Annotated in this window: 22 protein-coding genes; 11 read left to right on the top strand and 11 right to left on the bottom strand. The window is 42.7% G+C overall.

Going from position 1 to position 24780, the window contains the following annotated elements:
- Window positions 1-139: 139 nt before the first annotated feature.
- A complete protein-coding gene (locus COU90_04030; GenBank protein PJE64240.1) occupies window positions 140-1678 on the top strand; it encodes a hypothetical protein in 1539 nt (512 codons plus the stop codon).
- Window positions 1679-1917: 239 nt separating this feature from the next.
- Here COU90_04030 and COU90_04025 read toward each other — a convergent pair whose 3' ends face one another.
- The 4 genes from COU90_04025 to ruvA all read right to left on the bottom strand — a co-directional run bounded on the left by COU90_04025 (window position 1918) and on the right by ruvA (window position 4869).
- Window positions 1918-2493: a hypothetical protein gene (locus tag COU90_04025; protein ID PJE64239.1), complete on the bottom strand. Its 576-nt coding sequence runs from the start codon at window positions 2491-2493 to the stop codon at window positions 1918-1920.
- Window positions 2494-2563: 70 nt separating this feature from the next.
- Complete coding sequence (locus COU90_04020) at window positions 2564-3088, bottom strand: RNA methyltransferase (GenBank protein ID PJE64238.1); 525 nt, start codon at window positions 3086-3088, stop codon at window positions 2564-2566.
- Window positions 3003-4412, bottom strand: coding sequence for a hypothetical protein (locus COU90_04015; GenBank protein PJE64237.1), 1410 nt, complete (start codon window positions 4410-4412; stop codon window positions 3003-3005). Before COU90_04015 ends, COU90_04020 begins: the two co-directional genes overlap by 86 nt.
- Window positions 4285-4869 carry a Holliday junction branch migration protein RuvA gene (gene ruvA / locus COU90_04010; protein ID PJE64236.1) on the bottom strand — a complete coding sequence of 195 codons (585 nt, stop codon included), beginning with the start codon at window positions 4867-4869 and terminating at the stop codon, window positions 4285-4287. Before ruvA ends, COU90_04015 begins: the two co-directional genes overlap by 128 nt.
- Before the next feature lie 142 nt (window positions 4870-5011).
- Here ruvA and COU90_04005 point away from each other — a divergent pair, with 142 nt between their 5' ends.
- Window positions 5012-6940: an excinuclease ABC subunit B gene (locus COU90_04005; GenBank protein PJE64235.1), complete on the top strand. Its 1929-nt coding sequence runs from the start codon at window positions 5012-5014 to the stop codon at window positions 6938-6940.
- Between the two features lie 40 nt (window positions 6941-6980).
- Complete coding sequence (locus tag COU90_04000; protein PJE64234.1) at window positions 6981-7244, top strand: 30S ribosomal protein S20; 264 nt, start codon at window positions 6981-6983, stop codon at window positions 7242-7244.
- 1 nt (window position 7245) lies between these two features.
- Here COU90_04000 and holA read toward each other — a convergent pair whose 3' ends face one another.
- From holA to COU90_03970, 6 genes are all read right to left on the bottom strand, one after another.
- Window positions 7246-8169 (bottom strand): DNA polymerase III subunit delta, encoded by a 924-nt coding sequence (holA, locus tag COU90_03995; protein ID PJE64233.1) that lies wholly within the window; start codon window positions 8167-8169, stop codon window positions 7246-7248.
- A 35-nt stretch (window positions 8170-8204) separates the two neighbouring features.
- Window positions 8205-9032 (bottom strand): hypothetical protein, encoded by an 828-nt coding sequence (locus COU90_03990; protein ID PJE64232.1) that lies wholly within the window; start codon window positions 9030-9032, stop codon window positions 8205-8207.
- 48 nt (window positions 9033-9080) lie between these two features.
- Entirely contained in the window at window positions 9081-10298 is a 1218-nt protein-coding gene (locus COU90_03985; GenBank protein PJE64231.1) for a hypothetical protein, read from the bottom strand.
- 48 nt (window positions 10299-10346) lie between these two features.
- A complete protein-coding gene (locus COU90_03980) occupies window positions 10347-12989 on the bottom strand; it encodes a DNA polymerase I (GenBank protein ID PJE64230.1) in 2643 nt (880 codons plus the stop codon).
- A 12-nt stretch (window positions 12990-13001) separates the two neighbouring features.
- Complete coding sequence (locus COU90_03975; GenBank protein PJE64229.1) at window positions 13002-13721, bottom strand: tRNA (adenosine(37)-N6)-threonylcarbamoyltransferase complex ATPase subunit type 1 TsaE; 720 nt, start codon at window positions 13719-13721, stop codon at window positions 13002-13004.
- A 162-nt stretch (window positions 13722-13883) separates the two neighbouring features.
- A complete protein-coding gene (locus tag COU90_03970) occupies window positions 13884-14651 on the bottom strand; it encodes a hypothetical protein (protein PJE64228.1) in 768 nt (255 codons plus the stop codon).
- Window positions 14652-14752: 101 nt separating this feature from the next.
- Here COU90_03970 and COU90_03965 point away from each other — a divergent pair, with 101 nt between their 5' ends.
- From COU90_03965 to COU90_03935, 7 genes are all read left to right on the top strand, one after another.
- Complete coding sequence (locus COU90_03965) at window positions 14753-15667, top strand: hypothetical protein (GenBank protein PJE64227.1); 915 nt, start codon at window positions 14753-14755, stop codon at window positions 15665-15667.
- Between the two features lie 82 nt (window positions 15668-15749).
- Window positions 15750-17423 (top strand): hypothetical protein, encoded by a 1674-nt coding sequence (locus COU90_03960; protein ID PJE64226.1) that lies wholly within the window; start codon window positions 15750-15752, stop codon window positions 17421-17423.
- A gap of 319 nt (window positions 17424-17742) precedes the next feature.
- Window positions 17743-18774, top strand: a complete 1032-nt coding sequence (locus tag COU90_03955) for a Holliday junction branch migration DNA helicase RuvB (protein PJE64225.1) — start codon at window positions 17743-17745, stop codon at window positions 18772-18774.
- A gap of 14 nt (window positions 18775-18788) precedes the next feature.
- Window positions 18789-19001: a hypothetical protein gene (locus tag COU90_03950; protein ID PJE64224.1), complete on the top strand. Its 213-nt coding sequence runs from the start codon at window positions 18789-18791 to the stop codon at window positions 18999-19001.
- Window positions 18982-19551, top strand: coding sequence for a hypothetical protein (locus COU90_03945; protein PJE64223.1), 570 nt, complete (start codon window positions 18982-18984; stop codon window positions 19549-19551). Before COU90_03950 ends, COU90_03945 begins: the two co-directional genes overlap by 20 nt.
- A 24-nt stretch (window positions 19552-19575) precedes the next feature.
- Window positions 19576-20112 (top strand): YebC/PmpR family DNA-binding transcriptional regulator, encoded by a 537-nt coding sequence (locus COU90_03940; GenBank protein PJE64222.1) that lies wholly within the window; start codon window positions 19576-19578, stop codon window positions 20110-20112.
- A complete protein-coding gene (locus tag COU90_03935) occupies window positions 20109-20594 on the top strand; it encodes a crossover junction endodeoxyribonuclease RuvC (GenBank protein ID PJE64221.1) in 486 nt (161 codons plus the stop codon). Before COU90_03940 ends, COU90_03935 begins: the two co-directional genes overlap by 4 nt.
- A 290-nt stretch (window positions 20595-20884) precedes the next feature.
- Here the strand turns inward: COU90_03935 and COU90_03930 are convergent, their stop codons facing one another.
- Window positions 20885-22084 (bottom strand): tyrosine--tRNA ligase, encoded by a 1200-nt coding sequence (locus COU90_03930; GenBank protein ID PJE64220.1) that lies wholly within the window; start codon window positions 22082-22084, stop codon window positions 20885-20887.
- Between the two features lie 92 nt (window positions 22085-22176).
- Between COU90_03930 and COU90_03925 the strand changes: the two genes are divergently transcribed.
- A complete protein-coding gene (locus tag COU90_03925) occupies window positions 22177-24657 on the top strand; it encodes a penicillin-binding protein (protein ID PJE64219.1) in 2481 nt (826 codons plus the stop codon).
- Window positions 24658-24780: the final 123 nt, after the last annotated feature.

The raw sequence follows: 24780 nt of genomic DNA, 5'->3' as shown, positions 1-24780 counted from the left end.
GCTACGGCGTTATCGAGGCCTAATCTAAAAGCTTATGGATCCATAATATTTTTAACGTACACAGACGCTCTATGTGGTCTGTTTTTGTTTATTAAAATTAACCGATCTTGGTGGTTAATAGCTATCGAGGTCAAATAAAATGGAATACAAAAACTTCTCTAGGAATAATACTCCTAACGCCTCTAAACTGATGGAGTCCCTTCGATTTAGCGGCTATGATAACAGCATCGCTTTAGCTGATTTGGTAGATAATTCGCTTGATGCTGACGCCAGTCTTATAGACATAAAAATTGAAAAAAACAGGGAGGATTATCGGGTATCTATTGCAGACAACGGGATCGGGATGAGTGAAGATGTATTAGAACAAGCACTAAAATTAGGATCTCTAACTTCCCGTGATACCCAGTCAGACCTTGGTAGGTTTGGGATGGGGCTTGTAACCGCATCTATATCCATAGGAAGAAGGGTTGTTATATACACCAAAGAGGAAGGACAAGATATGCTCACCGGTATTATGGATTTGGATTATATGGCGGAAGTTAATGACTTTAAGGTTTACAGGGAGAAATCATCCAAAGAGGATATGCGTATTGCGGCAGGATATGGGTTGGATAAATGCGGAACGGTACTAATCATTGAAAAGTGTGATCAGGTTAATTATACGGATATTAATGAGCTTTCTGACAGGGTAAGTAAGTATTTTGGTGAAGTATTCAGAGAGTTTCTCCGCGCGGGCAAAGTTATTACAGTTAACAACTCTAAAGTTGATATTGTGGATCCCATGTGGCAAGATGGTATTTTGGTGGATGAATATAAAAAACGGTCTGAACTTTACAGTAGTGAAAAGTTTTCGATTAAAGTTCCAAACATTGGAGAAGAAGAAATAGTTGTTAAGATCCATGTTCTTCCCATGTTTGACCAATCAATAAACAGGAAACTTAAACTCAATCAAACAAATCAAGGATTTTATCTAATTAGGAACCATAGACAAATCTCTGGTGGGGAAACGCTAAATATTTTCTCAAAACACAATGATCTAAACCGAGTACGAGTTGAGATATTCTTCCCGGGAACATTAGATCAGGCTATGGGTGTTAATTACTCCAAACATGGTGTGAAACCATCACAAGCGGTGTTAGACAAGTTGAAAAATGATGTATTGCCGCAAATCGATACTCTTCGGAACCGCTTCCGAAAAATCCATTCTGTAGAAGAGTCAGAAGATTTAAACTTTAGTGATGCTGAAAAAGCTATAGCTCAAAGCAGAAAACTCCTTGATGTGTCTGACGCAAAAAAGGAAATACCTGTAAAAAGAACACGAAAAGCAAGAGAGAAAGAAGAAAATAAAACGCCGGAGACAGATAAACACAGAGGACGCCCATCTCTTCCTGAAATAGCAAAGTTTGAATTACATGATTTTGGAAGCGCGGGAATTATATTTGACGTAGAAAAACAAGGTAAAAAGACAATTATTCTATGGAATATTGCCCATCCATTTTACCGACGTTTTATCCTTGAAAACAAGGATAATAAAGACCTGCTAAACGCAGTATCATTCTTGGCTTATTCAATGGGAGAAGCAAAAATTAAATATTCTACCAATGAAGATGCATATGAGATGATGGATAACATTATGGTCTCAATGTCAGCAAACTTACGAATATTATTGGGGTCATAGCCATCTAAAAAAAGCACCACCGCCTTGGTGGTGCTTTTTTGTTTGTCTATTAATTTCTGCAAGCAATTCTTTTAATTAATGTATCAATTTCGTTGCAAATCAACACTAAATTGTACTTTTCGTGGTATTTAGGTAATAATTCAGTTCTAGGTAAAAGATGATCGCCCACCATACATTATTAAGATTCAAAAGAAATACCGCCCTTGAGGGGTGGTATTTCTTTTTCACTTTCTTATGTATTAAAAGAGAGATCCCTGTACATATCGCGGGTCGTCTTTTGCGATTTCCCAATGTACCGGTATATCTACCCGCGGATCGGTCCGTGTTTCCGCCGCCACCTTACCGTGTTTTTTTCCATACTCATAAATATCACGCGTAATACGAACGTCATCCAGGCAATATTTTTTAATGGCTTCTATGTTCCCTTCCCGCCACCAGGTTATCGCATCCAAACCATGCCCGCTTTTTCCCACACCTAAATTAATCTTTGCCAAATTATCGAGGGATACGCGAAAACCCAAGTGATCTTGCGTTGCCTCTATAAGATCAAGGTGCGGAATCAACTTTAAATCAATTTGTATGTGTGGTTGTAAAACAGGAAAATCAAAATATTTACTGTTAAAACCTATAACGCGCGATGTGTTTTTAAGGACCTGTTCAAGTTCGGAAAAATCCTTTTCTTCATACGCCCGAAATGAATCGTCGGCATACTGATACACGCCAACGACCGATACGCCCAAGAGATGCATATTGTTTTTTCCCCCCACTTCCTGAAATGATTTTTTTGTTTCGATATCAAGTACGATTTCATTCATGATATATAGTATATGGTATGCAATATACGGAAAACAAGATATGTTTTCAACGTTGTTCTATATATTACCTTTAGCGCATTAGCTCAAAAAGAGCAATTCCTCCCGCCACCGAAACATTTAATGACTCCTTTACTCCCCGCATGGGAATGTGAATAACCGTATCGCATTGTTTCTGTAATGCTTTTGACAAACCACGCACCTCATTACCGACAATAAGCGCCATGGGATATGCTGGCACGTATGCTCTATAATCGACCGCTTGTTCACCCTGCTCAAGCGCCACAACGGAAACGCCCTCTTTTTTTAACTGGCATACGACATTTCTTATGCTTTTTTTGTATTTCCATGATACGACATGCTCCGCTCCCAACGCTGTTTTTGCAATCTCCGGACGAACATATCCGAGTGCACTAATCGGCTTTGATGTGTACCCCGTAAGGATAATACCCGCAACGCCGGCCGCATCCGCTGTTCGAAATAAGGACCCTACATTATGAAGACTGCGGATATTATGCAGTATGAGATAGACCTCCTTTTCCATTTCCATGATTTTTTTTCCTTTGTGCCAGTATCGTGCGTACCACCTCCCTATCATCGTGAGGAATGCGCGTACCGTCCGGCCCCATCATAACCGATTCGGAACCTTTCCCCGTAATAATAACAACATCTCCCTTTTGTGCCGACATAATGGCTTTTTCAATGGCTTTTTTTCTGTCGGAAATTTTTTCATAATGAAGTTTTTTTGTCTGCAAGGACGGTGCTTTATAAAAACCCCTTTCCACATCTTTTAAAATATGATCCAGAGGTTCGTCATAAGAATCTTCATCGGTAAGAAATATACTATTGCAATGCTCCGCGGCAATGCGTCCGTGTTCCGGACGCTTCCAAGTATCCCGCCCGCCACCGGTGGATCCTAGAACGCAAATAAGTTTATGCGTGCCTACATCAAAAGATTCGTATACCTTCTCCAGTGCGTCCGGCGTATGAGCATAATCCACTACAACACCAAACGGCTCTTCTTGTATAATCTCCAGGCGCCCGGGTATATATGTTATTTGTGAAAGGGCGCGCATACTTACTTTATCATCGACACCCAATACACGCGCCGCGGTGAGGGCCGCCATCGCATTTTCTTTATTAAATTCACCCGGTATCTTCAGATGCAGTTTTTTAGGAATATCCAGAACACTGTACACATGCCGCTCATCAGCGGGTATGCGCAAAAAATGATCGTACGTCTCTTTATCGTCTTTGTTAAGAACGTGAATAGGTGCCAAAGCAAACAGCTCCGCCTTTGCTTTTCTGTATTCTTCAAAAGATCCGTGTGATTCTATGTGTTCGGGGGTTATATTTGTAATAACCGCTATAGTAAAATCAATATTTGCATGCCGAAATTGCCGTATACCCTGGGATGTTACTTCAAGAACCGCATGCGTGCATCCGGCGCGCACAGCACTGCGTAAAAACTTTTGTAATGTAAACCGCCCCGGCATAGTCATCTTCGCTGTATTTGTTTTTTCACGGTCGTGAATACGAAAACGAATAGAGGATGTCGACGCCACACGATACCCAGCCTCCGTAAGAATTTCGGAAAGAAACTCTACCGTAGTTGATTTTCCGTTTGTACCGGTAACACCTATAACGATAAGATTCTTCGACGGTCGGCGATAAAGCATAGAAGCAAAGCCCGAAAGAATTTTATGGTAGTACGGCTGAAATATAATAAAGAGCCGCTCCGGAATTAAGCGGCGGAAAAAACGCAATATTGTTTCTGTCGGTTCCTGCATAATACTATTGTCCTTTTCCCATAATTTTAAGTGCTTCCGCGAGACGTTTTTTTGTTTCCGTAATGTCTGCCGGAATTTTCTGAATAACCTCGCGTGCTTCTCGCTGACCGTATCCCATAGCAAGAAGAGCATCAATAACATCGGCATCTCCCTGCATAGTCTCACGCACCTCATCACTCATCGTGTCTCCACCTAGCTTATCTCGTAACTCCACTATGATTTTTTCCGCCACACGTTTACCGATACCGGACACCTTGGTAAGATATATCGTCTCTCCCGATGCTATTGCGCGCTTCAGGGTATCGAGAGGAGCAACACCCAAAATACCCAGCGCTGATTTCGGTCCTACGCCGGAAACCGAAATGAGCGTCTCAAAGAAACTCATTTCAGCAAAAGTTGGAAATCCGTATAAATCCAAAACATCTTCCTTCACATGCGTATGCGTCCACAATGCTATAGAACCCTGATCTGACGGAATGGCTCTAAGGGTCTCGGGCGCTACGAACACCTTATACCCCACGCCGCCCACATCTATAACAAGAAACCGATTTCCCTTGAGTACAATCATGCCTTCAATGCGTGATATCATATGTTCAGTATTAGATGCTAACGGTCAGGATATATTGGTAGTATAGGTTTTTTTAATGAAAGAAAAAAGCGAAGCCGCGGCTCGCTTATAGATAATTTCCATTCCTTTTCATTTCCTCACCATACTGTATAATGGCTACGTTATTATGTCAAAATTTCATCTCTCATCACCATTCAAACCTACCGGAGATCAGCCCACTGCTATTGAAAGCTTAGCGGCCGGTATTCGGGAAGGAAAGCCCTATCAAACACTTCTGGGTGTTACGGGGTCCGGAAAAACATTCACCATGGCGAATGTTATTGAGCGTATTCAAAAACCAACCCTCATTTTTTCCCATAATAAAACTCTTGCCGCACAGCTTTATCAGGAATTTAAGGAGTTCTTTCCGGAAAACGCCGTACACTATTTTGTATCTTACTACGATTATTATCAGCCGGAAGCATATATTCCCCAAACAGATACCTATATAGAAAAGGATGCGAGTATAAACGAATTTATCGACCGTCTACGGCACGCATCCACACAATCCGCTCTTTCCCGTAAAGATGTTATTATTGTCGCCTCCGTTTCCTGCATTTACGGCATTGGGGATCCGCGTGAATATGATGCCATGAGTGCGCGCATTCGTGTGGGAGAAACCCTTAGCCGGCAGGATTTCCTACGAACGCTTGCCACTCTTCAATATACCCGAAATGACATACAAAGCCTTCCCGGAACATTCACGGCGAAAGGAGAGAAGGTAACCATTACCTCTCCAACCGGCATGGAAATAACGACAATCGAATTTTTTGGCAATCAGATTGACCGCATAAATAACACCTCCACACAAAAAGACATGCGTATATTTCCGGCAAAACATTTCGTCACGCCACAGGAAAAAATAGACACAGCTGTTGCAAATATTTATACCGAACTGGAAGAACAACTTGCCGTCTTTCGCAAAAACGGAAAACTTTTAGAAGCTGAACGCTTGGAACAACGCACGCGATTTGATATGGAAATGCTTAAAAATACCGGATATCTGTCTGGTGTTGAAAATTATTCCCGTCATTTATCATTCCGAAAAAAGGGAGATCCGCCATATACCTTATTTGATTATTTTAAGGATGACTACCTTGTTTTTATCGACGAGTCACACATTACGCTTCCCCAAATTCGCGGCATGTATAACGGAGATCAGGCACGAAAACGCACTCTCGTTGATCATGGATTTCGATTACCATCGGCGCTTGATAACCGTCCTCTCCAATTCGCCGAATTCGAAGAAAAAGTATCACAAACAATATATGTATCAGCTACTCCGAGTTCATACGAATTAAAACAAGGTCCCGTTATAGAACAAATCATACGCCCCACCGGACTACTGGATCCTGAAATAGAAATACGCCCCACAAAAAACCAGATTCAGGACCTGATTCAGGAAATAAAAATACGCTCCAAACGGGGAGAACGAACACTTGTAACTACTATAACAAAACGACTTGCGGAAGATATTGCGGATTATCTTAGAGATGCCGGTATTAAGGCCGAATATATTCATGCCGACATAAAAACACTGGAACGCCCCGCGCTTCTCAATAAGCTCCGCATTGGAACATTTGATGCCCTCGTTGGTATTAACCTTCTGCGAGAGGGACTTGATATGCCGGAGGTTTCCCTGGTAGCCATTCTGGACGCCGACAAAGAAGGGTTTCTACGCAATGAAACAACACTCATACAAACAATGGGACGCGCCGCGCGCCATTTGTCGGGACGCGTTATTATGTACGCCGATACCATAACGGATTCCATGAAAAGCGCTATGGGCATAACGGAACGCCGGCGCAAAAAACAGAACGCATACAATAAAAAGCATGGCATTATTCCCCACGCCATACAAAAAGATGTCCGGGAATGGTTTCCTGAACATGCAAAAGAGGAAACAATTGAAGATGCTGTTAGACGCGTAAAAACAGAAAAACGGTCGGTAACGGAATTAAAAAAGGAACTGGAAGACGAAATGCTGGACGCGGCGGCAAACTTGGATTTTGAACGAGCGGCAAAACTGCGCGATATACTCACCCGTATTTAGGTTTTGACATTAACCGTATATATGCTATAGTCGTAAAACTATGCCGAATATAAAATCACAAATTAAAGACCTGCGACAATCAGAAAAACGCCGCATCCAAAACCTGAAAAAAACACGGGCCTTTCGAGATACCGCAAAAGACATTAAAAAACTTGTGGAGGCGGGTAAAAAAGAGGAAGCCGTGGTACTCCTTCCAAAAGCGTATAAAGCAATTGATAAGGCGGCAAAGACAAATGTTCTCAAAAAAAATACTGCATCTCGTAAAAAATCCTACCTCGCAAAACTCATACAGAAAGGATCCTAATTTATAATGCAAGCAGTACATCCAGAAGGCCGAGGGATATATCCCCTCGGTTTTCTTTTGTTTTCGTATCCAACAAAGAGAGGCGATTATAAAAATTTGAAAGCTCCGCTAAGCTAAATTTCTTGCTTTGCATTATGGCCTTTTTAACTACAAAGGGATGAAGTTTTGCCTGGCGTGCAATATCACTTTCCCGTTCACCGTGCGCTACAAGATCGGCAACAACAGCAAGAACGCGCACATGCCATGCCAGTGCGCGTAATATCTGATCCGGCGCCATACCTTCTTCCTTAAACTGATGAAACAATTGAAACGCTTGATCTTTTTTTCGCATACCGACGGCGTCCGTAAATAAAAATATATTGGATTCCTTCTGCCCGGATACCCGTTCATGTGTGTCACCGTCTCCTTCCAAAAGAACCTTATCAAGACTATTGACGAGACGCCAAGAATCTCCTCCGGCATACGCAAGTAATTCCTGTTTCTTATCGGCCGGTAGAGTTCTTTTCCGCCTCTGCAACTCACTTTCCAAAAAAGAACGTATTCCCACCGAAGACGAAGAGCTAAATTCCTGTGTTTTCGTCGCGTATTGTTTTACCAATGAAACAAATTTTTTACATGAATCTCCCAGTCCCCTCTCCCACAGTACATACACATCCTCATCGGCGGCATATGCCGGGACGCGCTCTTCCACATATTCCCGAATATCCGCCGACGCTTCGCGACTTCCTTCTATAATAATGAGACGCTTATCGCGAAACAGTGATGGTGTTTCGATAGTACGACGCATATAGGCAATCTCTTCCGATGCGGCTTCAATGCGTACACTTGCCTCTTTTCCTCCCATAAGTGCGTGAAAACGGTCTTCAATCTCACGAAGTTTTTTCCGACTCCGGTATGTATCGTCCCCATAAAAAAAATACAGCATAATTAGAATATATCCGCAGGCTTCATTTAAAACATTTAATTAATGTATGCTTCGCTAAGAATTTTCTTTATATGCACAATAATCTCACCTGGCGTATATTGCGCCTTTATGAGAAAATCTCGCGCACCCAATGAACGTGCCCTATCCATATCCTCCTGCTGACCCAAGTTACTTAAGACAACAACGGGAATAGCGGAAAGTTTTTCATCCGCTTGTAATCGCCGAAGAACTTCAAATCCGTCTATTCCCGGAAGAAGTAGGTCAAGGAGAATTATTTGCGGCGCGACTTTCTGCAATACGGATAACGCCATTTCTCCATCGACGGCCTCATGTACCGTAAATCCTTCTTTCGAAAATTTATTCACAATGAGGTCCCGAAGAAATTTATCATCCTCAACAATTAAAATAATTGTTTCCTTATTTTGCACATAATGCGCTATAGGAACGTTACTGGACGACTCGTGATTCTTTTTCTCCTTCTCCTCCTCCGATAAAGACACTTCCCCCAGCTGAATACGAATTTTTTCTATAACGTCTCCCGGATTGAACTCTGCTTTTACAAGATGGTCCTTCGCTCCCAATGCCGTTCCGCGGTCAATTTCTACGGGTTGCCCCGAATTTGAAACAATAATCACAGGTATTGTGATGCCTTTTTCGCGCATGCGAGTCAATACTTCAAACCCGTCCATCGAAGGCAGTACAACATCCAAAAGCACCAGATCCGGTTTTTCTTCCTCTATCATACGAAGTCCTTCCGCGCCATCCTCCGCTGAAAGCGCTTCATATCCCTCAAGTTCTAGTTTATGCACCATAATATTCAGGTGATCTTTTTCGTCCTCAACAACAAGAATGCGCTTTTTCATAATGATCGGTATTTAGCGTATATCTTATACTATCATGACGCAACATGACTATACAGCGTCCATAAATTCCTTAAACGAATCCTTTTTCTCGTTTAAATCCCTACCATCACTTGGTAGGGTAAAAGAAATAGTTGTTCCCTTGTCCTCCTCTGAAGTAAACCACACCGTGCCTCCATGACGTTCGACAATATTTTGTACGATAAATAATCCCAGTCCCGATCCATCTGTTTGATGCCGCGTGGCATTTGATGCACGGTAAAAGCGCGTAAATATGCGGTCGCGTTCCTCCGCGGGAATACCTATGCCCGTATCGGTAATATCTACTTGCAGTAATTCGTCCGGACGCATAAATGCCGATACGATAACGGAACCGTTCTCTTTACTGTATCTCACCGCGTTATCGAGAACGTTGGTAAATACGGTATGAAGACGTTCTTTATCGGCAACAATCACAAGATCTTCAGGGATTTTCAGATCGGTGGATATGGCAACGTGTCGGCGTGCGGCATCAAGAGAAACTCCCTCAATAGCCTCACTAATACTCGTTCTTATCTGTATCTTATCAAAATGAAACCCATATCGCCCCTCCTCGATACGCGAAACATTCAAAAAATCATTCACCAATCGTATCATGCGCTCATTTGTATCGTATCCGCGCATAAGCAAATCTTTTTGTCGTTTTTGCAGTGTCCCTATATCGCCGTCAAGAAGCATACGTATTGTCCACTTAAGGGCCGAAAGCGGTGTACGCAGTTGGTGCGCCGTCACAGATACAAACTGTGATTTAATGCGTGATATGGCTGTATTTCTTTTTTGTGTTTCAACAAAGCGTTGAACCATAATATTAAAAAATGTGGCAAGTTTTCCAATTTCATCTTTCCTATCAAGCTTAATGCGTATATTCATATCGCCATCCGTAATGCGGCGCGTGGCGCTAATCAATAACTGTATGGGACGTGTAATACTGCGTGCCAGAATAAAAGAAAAAAATGAAACAAGAATAACAATAAAAAGAAGAATTAATAAAAATTGAATACGAACATTCTGCTCTACAATCGCCAGGATACCGCCGTGTACATAATCCCGTAAAATGGCTTGATATGCCGCCGCTATGAGAATGCCCGAAACAATAACCGGAATAATGGAGAGGCCGAAAATGGATATAAAAATGCGAAAAAATAACGAGTTTGTAACCGAAACTCTTCGTGAGTCAAATTCCATATATTGCTTTTGTACGGATGTGACGTTTTTTTCCGAAGATTCCATCACTGTATTGTATCATGGACAAATAGTGTAGCCATAACATACGTAAATTTATACACTCAATTCATACCAGTTTTTTCCTCTTTTACTGTCTACCGTAAGCGGTACGGCGAGCGTGCATACGGATTCCATAATGGATGCGATCTTTTTTGCGTAATGATCTGCTAAGTCTTCTTTTATTTCAAACAGCAATTCGTCATGTACCTGAATAAGAAGACGCACGGTATTATTACTTTGTTCCTTTTTGAGTTTTTCCGCTATCTGTATCATTGCGATTTTCATAATATCCGCTTCCGATCCCTGAATGGGCGCATTAATAGCCATGCGCTCCGCTTCCCGCCGCGCCTGCCATCCTAAAGATGCCATATTCCTAAAATATCGCCTGCGTCCAAATAATGTCTCAACATATCCCTCTTCTTCGGCTTGTTCCTTAAGTTCATTCATGTATTCCTTTATGCGCGGAAATTCCGCAAAATATGCTTTTATAAACACATCCGCTTCTTTACGCGTTATGCCAAGATTCTCGGCAAGACTTACCGCCCCCATGCCATAGAGAATACCGAAGTTAATAACCTTTGCCGCCCGACGCATACTGGACGTTACTTCCTTGAGCGAAACCGCGTGTACGGCCGCCGCTGTACGGGTATGGATATCTTCCCCGTTCTTAAACGCCGTTATCATTTTTTCATCCCCCGAAAGAGATGCTACGAGGCGAAGTTCGATTTGCGAATAATCACACGCGATGAATACATATCCCGGAGACGCTACGAAGGAACGGCGAATCTCCTGTCCTAACGGCGTTCTAATAGGAATATTTTGTAAATTAGGATCCTGCGATGATAATCGCCCTGTTACGGTTCCCGTTTGATTAAACGTGGCGTGGATGCGTCCCGTATCCTTATGTACAAGAACCGGAAGAACATCTACATAAGTCGACTTAAGTTTCGCTTCCTCCCGGTAACTCAAAATTTCATCGATAATCGGATGCATATCCTTCATTTTTACAAGTTCGGATGCACGCGTAGAGCGAGCTCCTCCCTCTGTTTTTTTCATGCGCTCCGGCATAATGCCGATGGTATCAAATAAAATTTCAGAAAGTTGTTTCGGCGAGTTTATATTAAACTCTTCTCCCGCAAGCGCATATATCGTTTTTTCTCGTTCCGTTATGCGCTTTTCCAACCTACGGGAAAATACGGCTAACTCTTTTGTATCAAGCGCTATACCTGTTTCTTCCATGCGTGCAAGTACCGGTATAAGAGGAAGTTCTATTGTATAAAATACATTATCCACCTTATCGGCTATAAGATTTTGCTCCTGTTTTTTTGTAATATCCTCCAAATAAAGTACACCTTCTTCATATGCTTTCAATTCCACTCCCAAATACATATCCGCCAAAGCATTAATGGTAAGGTCCCGCTCGATGGGATCTAAAACCCATGCGGCTATACCCGTATCATGGGCAAATGCAACATAATCCACGCCCGCCGCATGCAGGATGTGTATTAAATCTTTTGCTTCGTGGGCAATATGCTTTTTAGCGGCATCGCTAAATAGGTCCCGTATCATTTTTTTCATGCGAAAACATTCCTTGGCGGAAATATGCCATATCATTTTTTTATCTCCTATCAAAACGCCGGTGCGGTCTTCGTCAGGAAGCCATCCTACTATCGGCATATTCGAAACACTCTTTATGAACATTTCCTCCGTATCTTTTGTGCATTGATGCACGTTATGCTTAGTGCTTTTATCTTCCAGCACCTCCTCCTTTTTTCCGTTTTCGTTGGGCAAACGCGCTAAAAGGCTGCGAAATCCCTGCTGTTCCAAAAAAGTATAAGCATGTTCCGTATCAAACCGGGGACAGTATGTTTTTTCAAGATCAAAAGATATAGGTGCTTCCGTATGGAGACGCGCCAGGTCACGGCTAAAAAAAGCATCTTCCTTATACTCTTCCAGAGCGCGTACCACGCGCGGTTTAAATAATGCCGGATAGGCATCTTTTCTGGAAAGCGCTTTGTAAATATTTTCAATACTTCCGAATTCCATAATGAGAGCCGTTGCCGTTTTATCCCCAATACCCGGCACACCCTTAATATTGTCCGAAGAATCCCCCTTTAATCCTTTATAATCCGCAATATGCTCCGGTCCGAATCCATATTTTTCTCGCACACCCGCCGCATTAAGCGTTGTGTCGGATACGTTTTTATTTCCCTGCCGATATATCCGCACACGATCTTCATCCGCCAACTGAAGTAAATCCGCATCTCCCGATATAATAAGAATATCAACATCATCCGTATCTTTTAAAACACGGGTTACGATGGTGCCAATCATATCGTCAGCTTCAAAACCGGGAACATCATAAGTCGAAATATGAAATGCGTCCATTAACTCGCGTGTGGTACCGAATTGAGCAATGAGATCGTCTGGCGCTTCTTCCCGTTGCGCCTTATAACCGTCATAGGCATCATGGCGAAATGTCGGTTCCGCACGATCGAATGCGGCGGCAATGTAATCAGGTTTATACTCCTTCAGCATTTTAAGAACAATGTTAGCGACACCATACACAGCTCCTACGGGTTTCCCCGCCGGTGATGTAAGCGGAGGTAAGGCGTGAAATGCACGGTAAATAAGAGCATGCGTATCCAGAAGAATAAGAAGCTTGCGCGGTTGCTCTATTTTTTGGGAAGAAACCATTAGTAAGAAGTATTATAATATCTTAAGTAATATACGTCTTGTTTTTTCATGAATAACCTCAAATTGTATCTCCACATACCGTTCCGGTAATAGTTTTCGCGCTCTATCAGCCCATTCAATCAAAACAATATTATGGATACTTTTCATTATATCCTCCCAACCAAGGGCGTGTAACTGCATAGAGGTGTCCAGACGGTATGCATCGATATGCACCAGATTTTTAAAGGATTCGTGTTGTGTTTTTGTTGTTGTATACAGAGGAATGGGGTATGTGTTCATAAGGATAAAAGTAGGACTTAAAACGGTTTCCGTAATACCAAAACCTTCAGCGAATCCCTGCGTAAACGTTGTTTTTCCGCCGCCCAGATTTCCGGTAAGAGCCACCACCAACGCTCCCGCTCCCTCTAGCGGATTATTCATAAGTTCCTTCGCTATAGAACGGGCAATGGCCTTTGTTTCATCCTCTGAATGGGAGGTAAATTCTTTTGATTCCATATGCACGCATAGTAGCAGATATACGCCATATATAAAGCGGGTAAAGAAAAAAGCGACACCTGTTTTGATGTCGCTTAAAATGAAGGAACATGTTTTATCGAGAATTTTCATACCGGAATGATCCGTCCGGTTTTTTCTCGATAATGGTTTTTTGTCGAAACCGTTCTCGTCCGGTTTCGACAGTACTTTTATCACTATCGCAACAATAGTTATAATTGTTGCGTCCATACCACCCATTCCAGTGCCTATATCGATATCTATTATAATAATTATCGTTATAATGATAATTATTATAATACCGTGACCTATAACTCCTGTTATAGTATCGCGCTTCCGATACCGATGATATCCCAGATAATATGATAATTGCAATCAAAAGTACTATCTTCACTAATCCTCCTATCTAACCGCCCATAAAAGATACATTACAAGATCGTCGAGGGCGCGGCTACGCCTACGTTCTTGTAGTTCCTTAAGATTTCCAAGAACGGCACGAAGTTCACTTTTGCTATACGCCGCACGATTCGGATCACTTACCTCTTCAATGCCCATAGAAAGCGCAAGGCGCGCGTTTCTATACTCATCCGTAAGAGGCAGCTCTGCACGAAGCTGGTGCAAAGTATCAATACGAGGAAGTTGTGGCTTTCTCTTGCGCTCGCCAAGCGAGGCTTGCACATAATGAGCCGGCTCCGTCCTAAATTCCCCTTTTGCCGGTGGAGGTGGTGGAGGAATAAACTTCGGCGCTTTCTGATGGAATTCTCGCCTCTTTTTATCTCGCAACAAACTTCCATCGTTCCGCGGAATAGGATTGGGTGATGCCGTCCGAAACGGCGCGTGTAAAATCGTGCGACCCGGAAGCGTTTGGTCAACAGTGGACGTTTCTCTATTGTCTCCCAGTGCGTTAGGTGCGGCAAGCGCTGCATTCAGCTCCGCTTGTTTGCCCTGCATTTCGTATTCCTTTTTGATAGCAAGGCGTTCCGTTTCTTCTCGTTTATTGTTGTTAAAAAAACGAAGCAATAATCCCATACCTAGCACCGTACCAATAGTGGCAAATGCTGCTGTACGACCGCTATTATTGCGCCTCCTACGACCACCAGCCTCAGAAACGTCTACCGAACCAAATAAAAAGATTAGGGCTACCAAAAAAGCGATGTTCTTTATTGCCATATAATCCCCTTTTTTAACGAGAATAGATTTTTATCATTATACTGTTAAATATATAAAAAGTCAATAGTGCGCTCGCTTTCCTCTTATGCTAGGAATGAAGCATGGAAAATGGTGATATATCATCTTTATTGGATACTATTACAAAATCTGAGCGCGTAGGTATTTTACTTGGCAGTGAATCGGAAGATACCGACGTACTTGCGGCTCATGCTCTCAAGGAGCGACTTAATGATAGGGCGCATATAATGAATATGCCATCCGCTGTGCAAAAACGTTGGGCGAATCTTTTTCCCGAAAAAGGAATTAAAAAAGAAGTCGCGCTTTCTTTTAATATTGAAGAAAATCCCATAGGCGAACTTCGGTATGAAAAACAAAATGGGCATTTACGTATTTTTCTTTCTCCGGACCATCCCATAACAAAAGAGTCTTTTGATCTCGAGGAACATTATCCGGCATGTGACGCCATTGTGGCGTTTGGATTTGCCGACGAAAAAGATTTATCGAATACTCTTACGCATGATGCGCCGTTTAAGAATGAGCGCGTTATCCTTAACCTCTCCCGTTCACACATAAAGCATACGTACACATCCCCTCCCGCAGTAGACGTTAAAGAAAAGGCATTATTCCCCTGGAATGAAGCTCACATGAAACTTTTAGGGCGCGCACTGTTACGTTCCCATACTGATGAAGATATTGATGTACTGTGGGCATTTCTCCCAAAAGAAGATTTTGAAAAAACGGAAACAAAACCGTCAATTCTTCCTTCGCTGGTAGAACATATGAGCACCATTATAACTCTTCCCTCTATGGCTATTGTTTTATGGCAGGAAGAAATGAAAACCAAGCAACAAGATCATATAAAGGTGCTTATATATGGATCTGATCGGGAGATGCTTCGTATTATTTCTCTTGAAGCGAAAACGCCTCTTACAAACGGATATCTTATTCTGGAATCATACACGACTTTCAGCGAGGCGGAGATAGAAATACGAAAACTCTTAAAAAACGTCTTATAAATACCTGTGCGTATGGCATTTCCCGGATTATCTTCGAGAAAATTTGTTTCAAGAACGGAATGACAAATGATATACTTTCTCTATGACAGAATTTAGCGAAGATGAAGTAGATGAGCACCTGCGCGAGCTTCACATAAAAGAAGGGGAAGATCTCGCACGCATGCTTGCCGAAAAATACGGCATCCCTTATTTAAATTTGGATACTATATCTATTGATACTGATTCACTCGCCGTTATTCCCGAATCCATCGCACGAGATGCGGGACTTGCCGTTATTCAGATAGTCGGACGCAATATAAAAATCGGCTTGCGTGCACCTAATCATGATTCCGCACAGGCTCTTTTGGAAGACTTAAAACGAAAACGCTACATACCACAACTTTTTTTGGTTTCCACACACAGCCTGGAAAAGGCGTGGGAAAAATATAAAGAAGTATCAACCGTTAAAGCGGTTGAAGAGGGTGTTGTTGAACTCCGCGCTACGTCCGACATCACCAAAGCGGCTCGTACCATAAGAAGTCTTGCCGATCTTACCAATACCCTATCACCCCTTCTTGAAGCAAAAGAAGACCGTAAAACGAGCGGAACACTTGAAGTGCTTTTACAAGGAGCTCTTAACCTGGGGACATCGGATATTCATATTGAGGCCGAAGAAAAAGAAACACGTCTTCGCGTACGTATTGATGGCGTACTGGAAGACGTTACTTTTTTCTCGGAGCGTATTTACCTTCTTCTCCTTTCACGCATTAAACTGCTGTCCGGCATTAAGCTTAATATAAAAAATCGCGCACAAGACGGACGATTTACCATTCGTACGGATGATATTGATATAGAAGTCCGTACCTCTACTCTGCCGGGACCTCACGGGGAATCAATTGTAATGCGTCTTTTAAATCCGAAGACAATAGATATTGGTCTTAAGGATTTAGGAATGCAAGATCCGGTTCGCATACTTGTCGAAGAAGAGCTTAAAAAACCCAATGGCATGATTCTCACAACCGGTCCTACCGGTTCCGGAAAAACAACCACTCTTTATTCCTTTCTTCGAGAAGTAAACAATACGAACATAAATATTATCACTATCGAGGACCCTATTGAATATCATCTTACCGGTGTTAATCAGACACAGGTTAATACCGAAAAAGGATATGATTTCAACAACGGCCTTCGATCTATTTTACGCCAGGATCCCGATATTATTCTCGTGGGAGAAATCCGCGACCGTGATACGGCGGAGATTGCTATGCATGCCGCCCTTACCGGACACCTCGTATTCTCCACACTACACACCAATAATGCGCCGGGAACCATACCGCGCCTAATTGATCTTGAAGTAGATCCCAGTATTATCGCCCCTGCCATTAACATAGCCATGGCACAGCGGCTGGTCCGTCGTTTATGCGAACATTGCAAAGAGGGGTATATTCTTGAAGGCGAGGAGCTTGCGAGTGTAAAAGAAATGGTACGAGAACTACCTAAACCCTACACCACACCTCCTCTTTCCGGTGCGACAATATGGCGTGCTAAGGGATGTGCCTCATGTAATAATACGGGATACACGGGACGCATTGGCATTTTCGAGGTATTTCGTATTAATGATGAAATAGAGCATCTTATTCTTGAACGACCATCCGAAGCGGACGTACGGGAAGCGGCAGAAAAACAAGGCATGCTCACCATGCAACAGGATGGTATACTAAAAATGCTCGCGGGAATTACGAGCATTTCGGAAGTGGAACGCGTTACGGGAGAATAGTAGTTTTTTTCTTCGAAAGCCTCCGGACAATTGTCCCCGCATAGGTACAAAGGACTTAGAATCCAACGTGGGAGTACCCCAGCTACGGCACGTAAACGCGACGACCAGAATATCCGCAACAAAAGGATCCAGGTAAGGTGTATAGGCCTTAATTGTCTGGAGGCTTCCAAAGAAAAACCGCCTTTTTGGCTGTTTGCTGTTCTTAGAGTTTATAACAGATTTAAAAAGAAAAGTCAACCCCCTACTTTTATCGACATTTTATGTACCTCTGTTCCCGCTATAAAAAGACACGCAAAATAAATCTATATCTTCACTCATTATGGAACTAAAAAACGAACATATTCTCACTCCCGCCGGTGAACGCGACGACAAATCACTCGATATGACACTGCGTCCGCAAACATGGGATGATTATATTGGTCAAAGCACCATAAAAGAAAATCTTTCTATATTTATAGAAGCGGCTAAGAAACGTGGAGAACCCATGGAGCATGCGTTGTTTTACGGTCCGCCCGGACTTGGTAAGACAACACTTGCTCATCTTATTGCAAAAGAAATGGGTTCGCAAATTCGCATAACATCCGGCCCTGCCATTGAACGCGTTGGGGATCTTGCTTCTATTCTTACCAATCTATCCCCCGGAGATATTTTATTTATAGACGAGGTTCACCGATTAAATAAGCTCGTAGAAGAAATTCTCTACCCTGCCATGGAATCACGCTCTCTTGATATTGTTCTCGGGAAAGGGCCCTCCGCACGCGTCATTCAGCTTGATCTACCCCCTTTTACTCTTCTTGCCGCAACTACCCGTATTGCGCTTTTATCATCCCCGCTTCGCTCTCGTTTTGCCGGAGGTGTATTTCGTCTTAATTTTTATACGGAAAATGACATTGAACGCATTATTACCCGTTCAGCAAATATTCTTTCCGTTCCCATTGACGCAGATGCTACGCATGAAATTGCGCGTCGAAGCAGGTTTACACCGCGCGTCGCAAATCGCCTACTGAAACGATGCCGTGATTACGCCGAGGTGCGGGGAACCGGCACCATCTCATCCGAGATGAGTACCGCCGCTCTTCAACTTCTTGAAATAGACGGACTGGGACTTGATACGAGTGATCGGCGCATTTTAACCGCCATTATCGAAAAATATCGTGGCGGTCCCGTTGGGGTACAAACGCTTGCCGCCTCTACTGCCGAAGAAATAGAGACCATAGAGGACGTACACGAACCCTACCTCTTACAGCTCGGGTTTTTAGAACGCACGCCCCGCGGACGCATCGCCACCGCACGAGCATACGATCACATGGGTGTGCATATGCCGGAAGAACATCAAAAAAAGCTTTTATAGGCCTTATACGCACCATGGTTATTATAAGTCTTATTATTTTTCTTCTTATATTGGGCGGATATATCGCGTTTGCCGCTGCCCTTATTTATCATGTACGTACGTATGTGATTGAAAAAGATCCCACACATAACTTTATTATGCCGTTTATTGTTGTTTCAGGAATATTAATTATCCTCTCCATCATATTCTTTCTGCGCGTACCATGGAATGATCTTTCATTACTGTGATATAAAGAAAACACACCTCATTATGCCTATAAAACCTCTTCATCTTGATGCAAACGAACAAGTACTTCTGGTAATCCATCGCCATTGGTTTTCTCTTGCCAAAGATATTGCCGCTATTTTGGGTTTTTTGGTGTGCGGATTTTTTATTTTTCTACTCCGTGTTTTTCTTACCCCTTATATCGGTGAAGATATTGTTATTCCGCTCGGACGGCTTTTGTTCACTTTATATGTTCTTTTTACGGTTGCGTTTTTATTTACATCCTGGATTAATTATTATTTGGATGTGTGGGTTATTACCGATAAACGTATTATCGATCTGGAACAGCGTGGTCTTTTCAGTCGTGAAACTTCGGAATTCTTGATAGAGCGCGTACAAGATGTTACCGTGGAAACTCCCGGATTTATTCCAACCATGTTTGATTTCGGGAACATGACCATTCAAACGGCCGGAGAAAAAAGCTTTGTTGTTCATGAAATTCCGCACTTACATGAGGCTAAGGATCTTATACTCAAATATTCCCGTAAGATTCATAAAGAAACGAATGAATAATTATAATGGTAAAATTAAAAACGTATGTCAGGACATTCAAAATGGGCAAACATTAAACATAAAAAGGGCGCTAAAGACGCACAGCGAAGCGCCAATTTTGGCAAACTCTCCCGTGTTATTACCATAGCCGCAAAAGAAAAGGGACCGAATCCGGATATGAATCCGGCACTCCGCACGGCCATCGAAAAAGCACAAATGGTGAATATGCCTAAAGATACGATCGAGCGAGCTATTGCAAAAGCCAGTATGTCCGCCGATACATTACAGCAGGTAACCTACGAAGCATTTGGTCCGGGTGGTGTTGCTATAATTATCGAGGGTATAACGGACAACAATAACCGCACCTTTTCAGAAATTCGTAAAATTCTTTCGGATCATGATACTAAGATGGCGCCGGGCGGTGCCTTGTGGGCATTTAAAAAATCTGATGACGAATGGATAGCGCAAACAACCGTAGAAGCGGATGACGTTATTCGGGAAAAAATTGCCACTCTCGTGGAAATATTAGACGAGCATGACGATATTCAGAGCATCTTTACCAACATTGCTCCTTCGTCGTGAAAATACTTGGCGTTGATCCGGGATTCGGGCGCATGGGGTATGGTATTATTCTAGGAGAAGGTATGACCACCACCCATATCCGTGCCGGATGCATTGAAACTGCAAAAACGCTTCCTCATGCGGAAAGACTCCATGCGCTCTACAAAGAACTTACCCGTATTATAGAGGAAGAAAAACCGGATCTTCTCGCTACGGAAGAGCTCTTTTTTTCTAAAAATGCAAAAACAGCTCTCAAGGTTGCTGAAACACGCGGTATTATTATTCTTCTTTCCCAAATACATGCCATCCCTTTTGTAGAACTTAAACCCCTTGAAATAAAGGTTGCCACATGCGGATATGGAAATGCTGACAAAAAACAGATGCAGTATATGGTGACGCAATTACTGCGTCTTCCCGCCATTCCAAAACCCGATGATGCCGCTGACGCGCTCGCAATCGCTCTTACCGCGGCCGCTACAGCAAAAACAAAACATACTGCGTAATATCGTTAAAAAATAAGGATATTTTACCCGTTGACAGAGGTTTTTCTTTTTGTTATTTATTATAAAGCGTCTCGTAATTGATGATGCGCCAACGGTCGTTTTACTAGAAATAGTATTTATTTATACTATGGATGAGTTTATCTCAAATGAAGATGAAATGATGGAAGGCGATGAGATTACAGAAGAAGATGAAGAAGACGAGGACGAAGAGTAAGCGCGTATATTTTGAAAAGAAAACCCCGCACATATGTGCGGGGTTTTCTTTTAACAACTTTCTATTGTAAACACCATTACGGATATATAACTTTTATCATATGACGTTTCCCCACCCGAAGAATACCTCCGCTTTTAAACATGTATTCCGGCTTGCTAATTTTTTCACCGTCCAAAGATACGGCTCCCTGCCGTATTAGGCGACGCGCATCACTTTTTGATGAAGCAAGCTTAAGGCGGAAAAGAACAACATCTATTGATTCGTCCGCATGGACATGTGCAGAATGTATATCTTTTGGAATTTCCTTTTTTTGAAATACGGATGTAAAATATTCTTCCGCCTCTTTTGCCTTTTTTTCTCCGTTATACAAGGCGGTAATTTCACGCGCGAGTATCATTTTTATATCCCGCGGATTAGTCGCGTTCTTCATATCTTCTTCGTATGCTTTTACGGTATTCATCGGTATGCGCGTGCAATGCACGAAATAGGGGATTATTTGCCCGTCCGCCATACTCATTATTTTTCCGTACATATCATTCGGTTCATCCGTAATATTAATTGTATTACCCCAACTGGAGCTCATTTTCCTGCCATCAAGGCCCAGGATAAGATTACTTGTTATAATGTCCTGCGGTTCTTGTCCGTATTCTTCCTGAAGAGTACGTCCGGCGAGTATATTAAATCGCTGATCAGTACCGCCAATTTCCACATCCGCCTCTATAACCACTGAATCATACCCCTGCATGAGCGGGTAAAGAAGTTCCCTAAGCGATATACGCTTACCCGCATCCAAACGATCTTTTATATTTTTTCGTCCGATAAAATCATGCAGTGAAAAAACATTCGCCTGACGAGTAATCTCCTGGTAGGAAACATTATTAAGCCATTCTGAATTATACCGCACCTCTACCTTCTTCATATCAAGTATTCTACCGACCTGCTTTAGATATGTTTTCATATTCTTCTCAACACTTTCTTTTGCAAGCATAGGGCGTTCGACTTCCTTATCGCTCGTATCTCCGATAACACCGGTGAAATCCCCCACAATAAATACGATCTGATGCCCTAGCTCCTGAAAATCCCGTAACTTAAGGAGTTGTACGGCGCGACCAAGATGAATATGCGGACTTGTTGGATCAATACCAAGCTTTACGCGAAGCGCTTTTCCTCCGCCTGCCGATACATTAAGCCGGTTGCGCAAATGCTCCTTATCTATAACTTCATCTACCCCGCGGGCAAGAAGGTCGTCTATGCGCCTACTTATATCGTCTTTCATACCTGTAAGCGTACCATGGCATTATATATATTATCCAGACAACACACTTATCACCTCTTGCTACCTACTACGCACTCCTATATATTGACATTATGCCAAAAAAGCGGAAATGGGAACAATTTGGACGTATGGTAAAAGGGCTTTTTGTCCTGGGTCTTTTTTTGTTTTTAGCGGGAATTGCGGGATTAAGCATATTTATTCTCACCCTTGATATTCCCAGTGCCGCCGAATTACGGGAACGGGAAGTGGTTCAATCAACAAAAATTTTCGATCGCACCGGAGAGACGCTTTTATTCGAAATTTTTAATGAAGAAAAGCGCACTGTTATTAATTTTGACCATATTCCTCGCGAAATTAAAAACGCAACAATTGCCATTGAAGATGCCAACTTTTACAATCATCACGGCATATCGCCTTTTTCCATATTTCGTGCATTTATAACGGACCTTATGCGCGGACGCATTCTTGTTCAGGGCGGATCAACCATCACACAGCAGTTGGTAAAAAATACCCTCCTTTCCCCCGAAAAAACCATTACCCGTAAGTTAAAGGAGGCGGTACTTGCGCTCAAAATCGAACGCACTAATACCAAAGATGAAATTTTAAACATGTACCTAAATGAAATTTCGTACGGATCAAATGCCTATGGCGTGGAAGCGGCTTCACAAATATTCTTCGGCAAAAGCGCCGAAGACGTTACTCTTGCGGAAGCGGCATATTTAGCGGCTCTTCCACAGGCACCCTCCTATTTTTCCCCTTATGGAACTCATACTCGCGAACTAGAGGCACGTAAAAACACTGTTCTTAACCGTATGGCAGAACTGGGATATATAACAGAAGAGGATCGTGATTCGGCAAAAGAAGAAACCATAGCTTTTCTTCCCGTTGCTGAACACGGCATTCGCGCACCACACTTTGTTATGGATGTTATCAATCAGCTTCATGAACTATATGGTGAGGAATTTATAAAAAAGACCGGCTTGCAGGTAATAACAACGCTTAATATCGATTATCAACAGCACGCGGAGGAAACTATTGCCGAGTATGCGGAAACAATAGATAATGATTTCGGCGCTTCCAATACCGGTATCATAGCGATCGATCCGAAAACCGGTGAAGTACTTGCCATGGTTGGATCGCGTGATTATTTTAATCGTGAAGATGAGGGAAATTTTAATATAACAACCGCTCTCCGCCAACCCGGCTCCGCCTTTAAGCCGATCGTCTATGCGTCCGCTCTCGAACAGGGATATACACCGGAAACCATTGTTTTTGACGTACAAACAGAATTTGCATCCGCAGGAGCAGAAAGTTACCGGCCCGGCAACTACGACGGCACATTTCACGGCCCTATGACACTTCGGGAAGCATTAGCGCAGTCCGTAAACATACCCGCCGTAAAAGTTCTTTACCTCACAGGTATTAAAAAAGCTCTTGAAACGGCGTCCCGACTCGGTATTACTACCCTTGAAGGACAAAATCGATACGGTCTTACCCTCGTTTTAGGGGGCGGTGAGGTACAACTCCTTGAGCTTGCTTCCGTTTACGGCGTGTTTGCAAATGATGGCGTGCGCAATGAACCCGCCATGATTCTTCATATAGAACAAAATAACGGAGATATGCTTTTTGATTACGAACCAACCCCCCGACCCGTTCTTGATACACAGATTGCACGCCGTATTACCGATATATTGTCCGACAATGCCGCGCGCACACCCGCATTCGGGTCACAATCGGCATTATACTTCTCAACACGTCCTGTAGCCGCTAAAACCGGAACCACAAACGATTTCCGTGATGCATGGATCTTAGGATACACTCCCAACATCGTAGCCGGTGTGTGGGCGGGAAACAACGATAATTCCCCTATGGAGAAAAAAGTTGCCGGATTTATCGTAGCACCTATTTGGCATGATTTTCTGGAACGCGTATTTGAAACCTTGCCGCCGGAAGATTTTGTACCACCGGAAAGAGAAGACGTAACAAAACCCTTTCTTATGGGAGAATGGCGCGGCGGTGTTACATACGAAATTGATACCGTATCCGGAAAACGTGCCACAGATGCCACGCCTGAAGAATTCCGCGAAATACGCGTAGTACCGGAACTTCATTCCATACTGCACTGGGTGAATAAAAGCGATCCGCGCGGACCTATTCCGGAGTTTCCTGAACGAGACGCCCAATATAAAAACTGGGAAGAAGGTGTTAAGGCCTGGGCTGTACAAAATAATATCGATATTACCGGCGAACCAAACAATATTCCCACTGAATTTGATGATGTTCACACGGAAGAAAACAAACCGCATATTATTATAGTTCATCCGCAGGATGGAGCCACTTATCAGCGATCTCTTCCACTTACCATAACACTCTCTACAAAAGGAACGTATCCCATTAAGCAGGCGGATTATTTTCTGAATGGACAATTTATGGGATCTGATAAGGGTATAGGATCATTTTCGGTTGATTTTTCATCACTTACTCCCGATCAGAAAAACGCGATACTTCTCATTAAGGTCTATGATAATGTAGGAAATGTGGAAGAAAAAGAAGTGAAGTTTAAGGTTGAGTAAGGGGTGCGTGTTGCCGAATATAAATAAGATAGGTCATTGCTAAAAGATAGATTATAACGTACAATGTCCGAAAACCGAATAACCTTTGTAGGTAATCTTATTCGGTTCGGGCAGTAATGTAAG

The sequence above is a fragment of the Candidatus Ryanbacteria bacterium CG10_big_fil_rev_8_21_14_0_10_43_42 genome, from assembly GCA_002793915.1.
Taxonomy (GTDB): Bacteria; Patescibacteriota; Minisyncoccia; order Ryanbacterales; family 2-02-FULL-48-12; genus 1-14-0-10-43-42.
Note: the sequence above shows the minus strand (reverse complement) of the source record. Positions and strands in the feature narration are given on the sequence as shown.

Coding starts and splice junctions, on each gene's coding strand:
- COU90_04030 (PJE64240.1), top strand. CDS start 140: ATGGAATACAAAAACTTCTCTAGGAATAATACTCCTAACGCCTCTAAA.
- COU90_04025 (PJE64239.1), bottom strand. CDS start 2,493: ATGAATGAAATCGTACTTGATATCGAAACAAAAAAATCATTTCAGGAA.
- COU90_04020 (PJE64238.1), bottom strand. CDS start 3,088: ATGATAGGGAGGTGGTACGCACGATACTGGCACAAAGGAAAAAAAATC.
- COU90_04015 (PJE64237.1), bottom strand. CDS start 4,412: ATGCTCTTCTTGCTATGGGATACGGTCAGCGAGAAGCACGCGAGGTTA.
- ruvA (PJE64236.1), bottom strand. CDS start 4,869: ATGATATCACGCATTGAAGGCATGATTGTACTCAAGGGAAATCGGTTT.
- COU90_04000 (PJE64234.1), top strand. CDS start 6,981: ATGCCGAATATAAAATCACAAATTAAAGACCTGCGACAATCAGAAAAA.
- holA (PJE64233.1), bottom strand. CDS start 8,169: ATGCTGTATTTTTTTTATGGGGACGATACATACCGGAGTCGGAAAAAA.
- COU90_03990 (PJE64232.1), bottom strand. CDS start 9,032: ATGAAAAAGCGCATTCTTGTTGTTGAGGACGAAAAAGATCACCTGAAT.
- COU90_03985 (PJE64231.1), bottom strand. CDS start 10,298: ATGGAATCTTCGGAAAAAAACGTCACATCCGTACAAAAGCAATATATG.
- COU90_03980 (PJE64230.1), bottom strand. CDS start 12,989: ATGGTTTCTTCCCAAAAAATAGAGCAACCGCGCAAGCTTCTTATTCTT.
- COU90_03975 (PJE64229.1), bottom strand. CDS start 13,721: ATGGGTGGTATGGACGCAACAATTATAACTATTGTTGCGATAGTGATA.
- COU90_03970 (PJE64228.1), bottom strand. CDS start 14,651: ATGGCAATAAAGAACATCGCTTTTTTGGTAGCCCTAATCTTTTTATTT.
- COU90_03965 (PJE64227.1), top strand. CDS start 14,753: ATGGAAAATGGTGATATATCATCTTTATTGGATACTATTACAAAATCT.
- COU90_03960 (PJE64226.1), top strand. CDS start 15,750: ATGACAGAATTTAGCGAAGATGAAGTAGATGAGCACCTGCGCGAGCTT.
- COU90_03955 (PJE64225.1), top strand. CDS start 17,743: ATGGAACTAAAAAACGAACATATTCTCACTCCCGCCGGTGAACGCGAC.
- COU90_03950 (PJE64224.1), top strand. CDS start 18,789: ATGGTTATTATAAGTCTTATTATTTTTCTTCTTATATTGGGCGGATAT.
- COU90_03945 (PJE64223.1), top strand. CDS start 18,982: ATGATCTTTCATTACTGTGATATAAAGAAAACACACCTCATTATGCCT.
- COU90_03940 (PJE64222.1), top strand. CDS start 19,576: ATGTCAGGACATTCAAAATGGGCAAACATTAAACATAAAAAGGGCGCT.
- COU90_03930 (PJE64220.1), bottom strand. CDS start 22,084: ATGAAAGACGATATAAGTAGGCGCATAGACGACCTTCTTGCCCGCGGG.
- COU90_03925 (PJE64219.1), top strand. CDS start 22,177: ATGCCAAAAAAGCGGAAATGGGAACAATTTGGACGTATGGTAAAAGGG.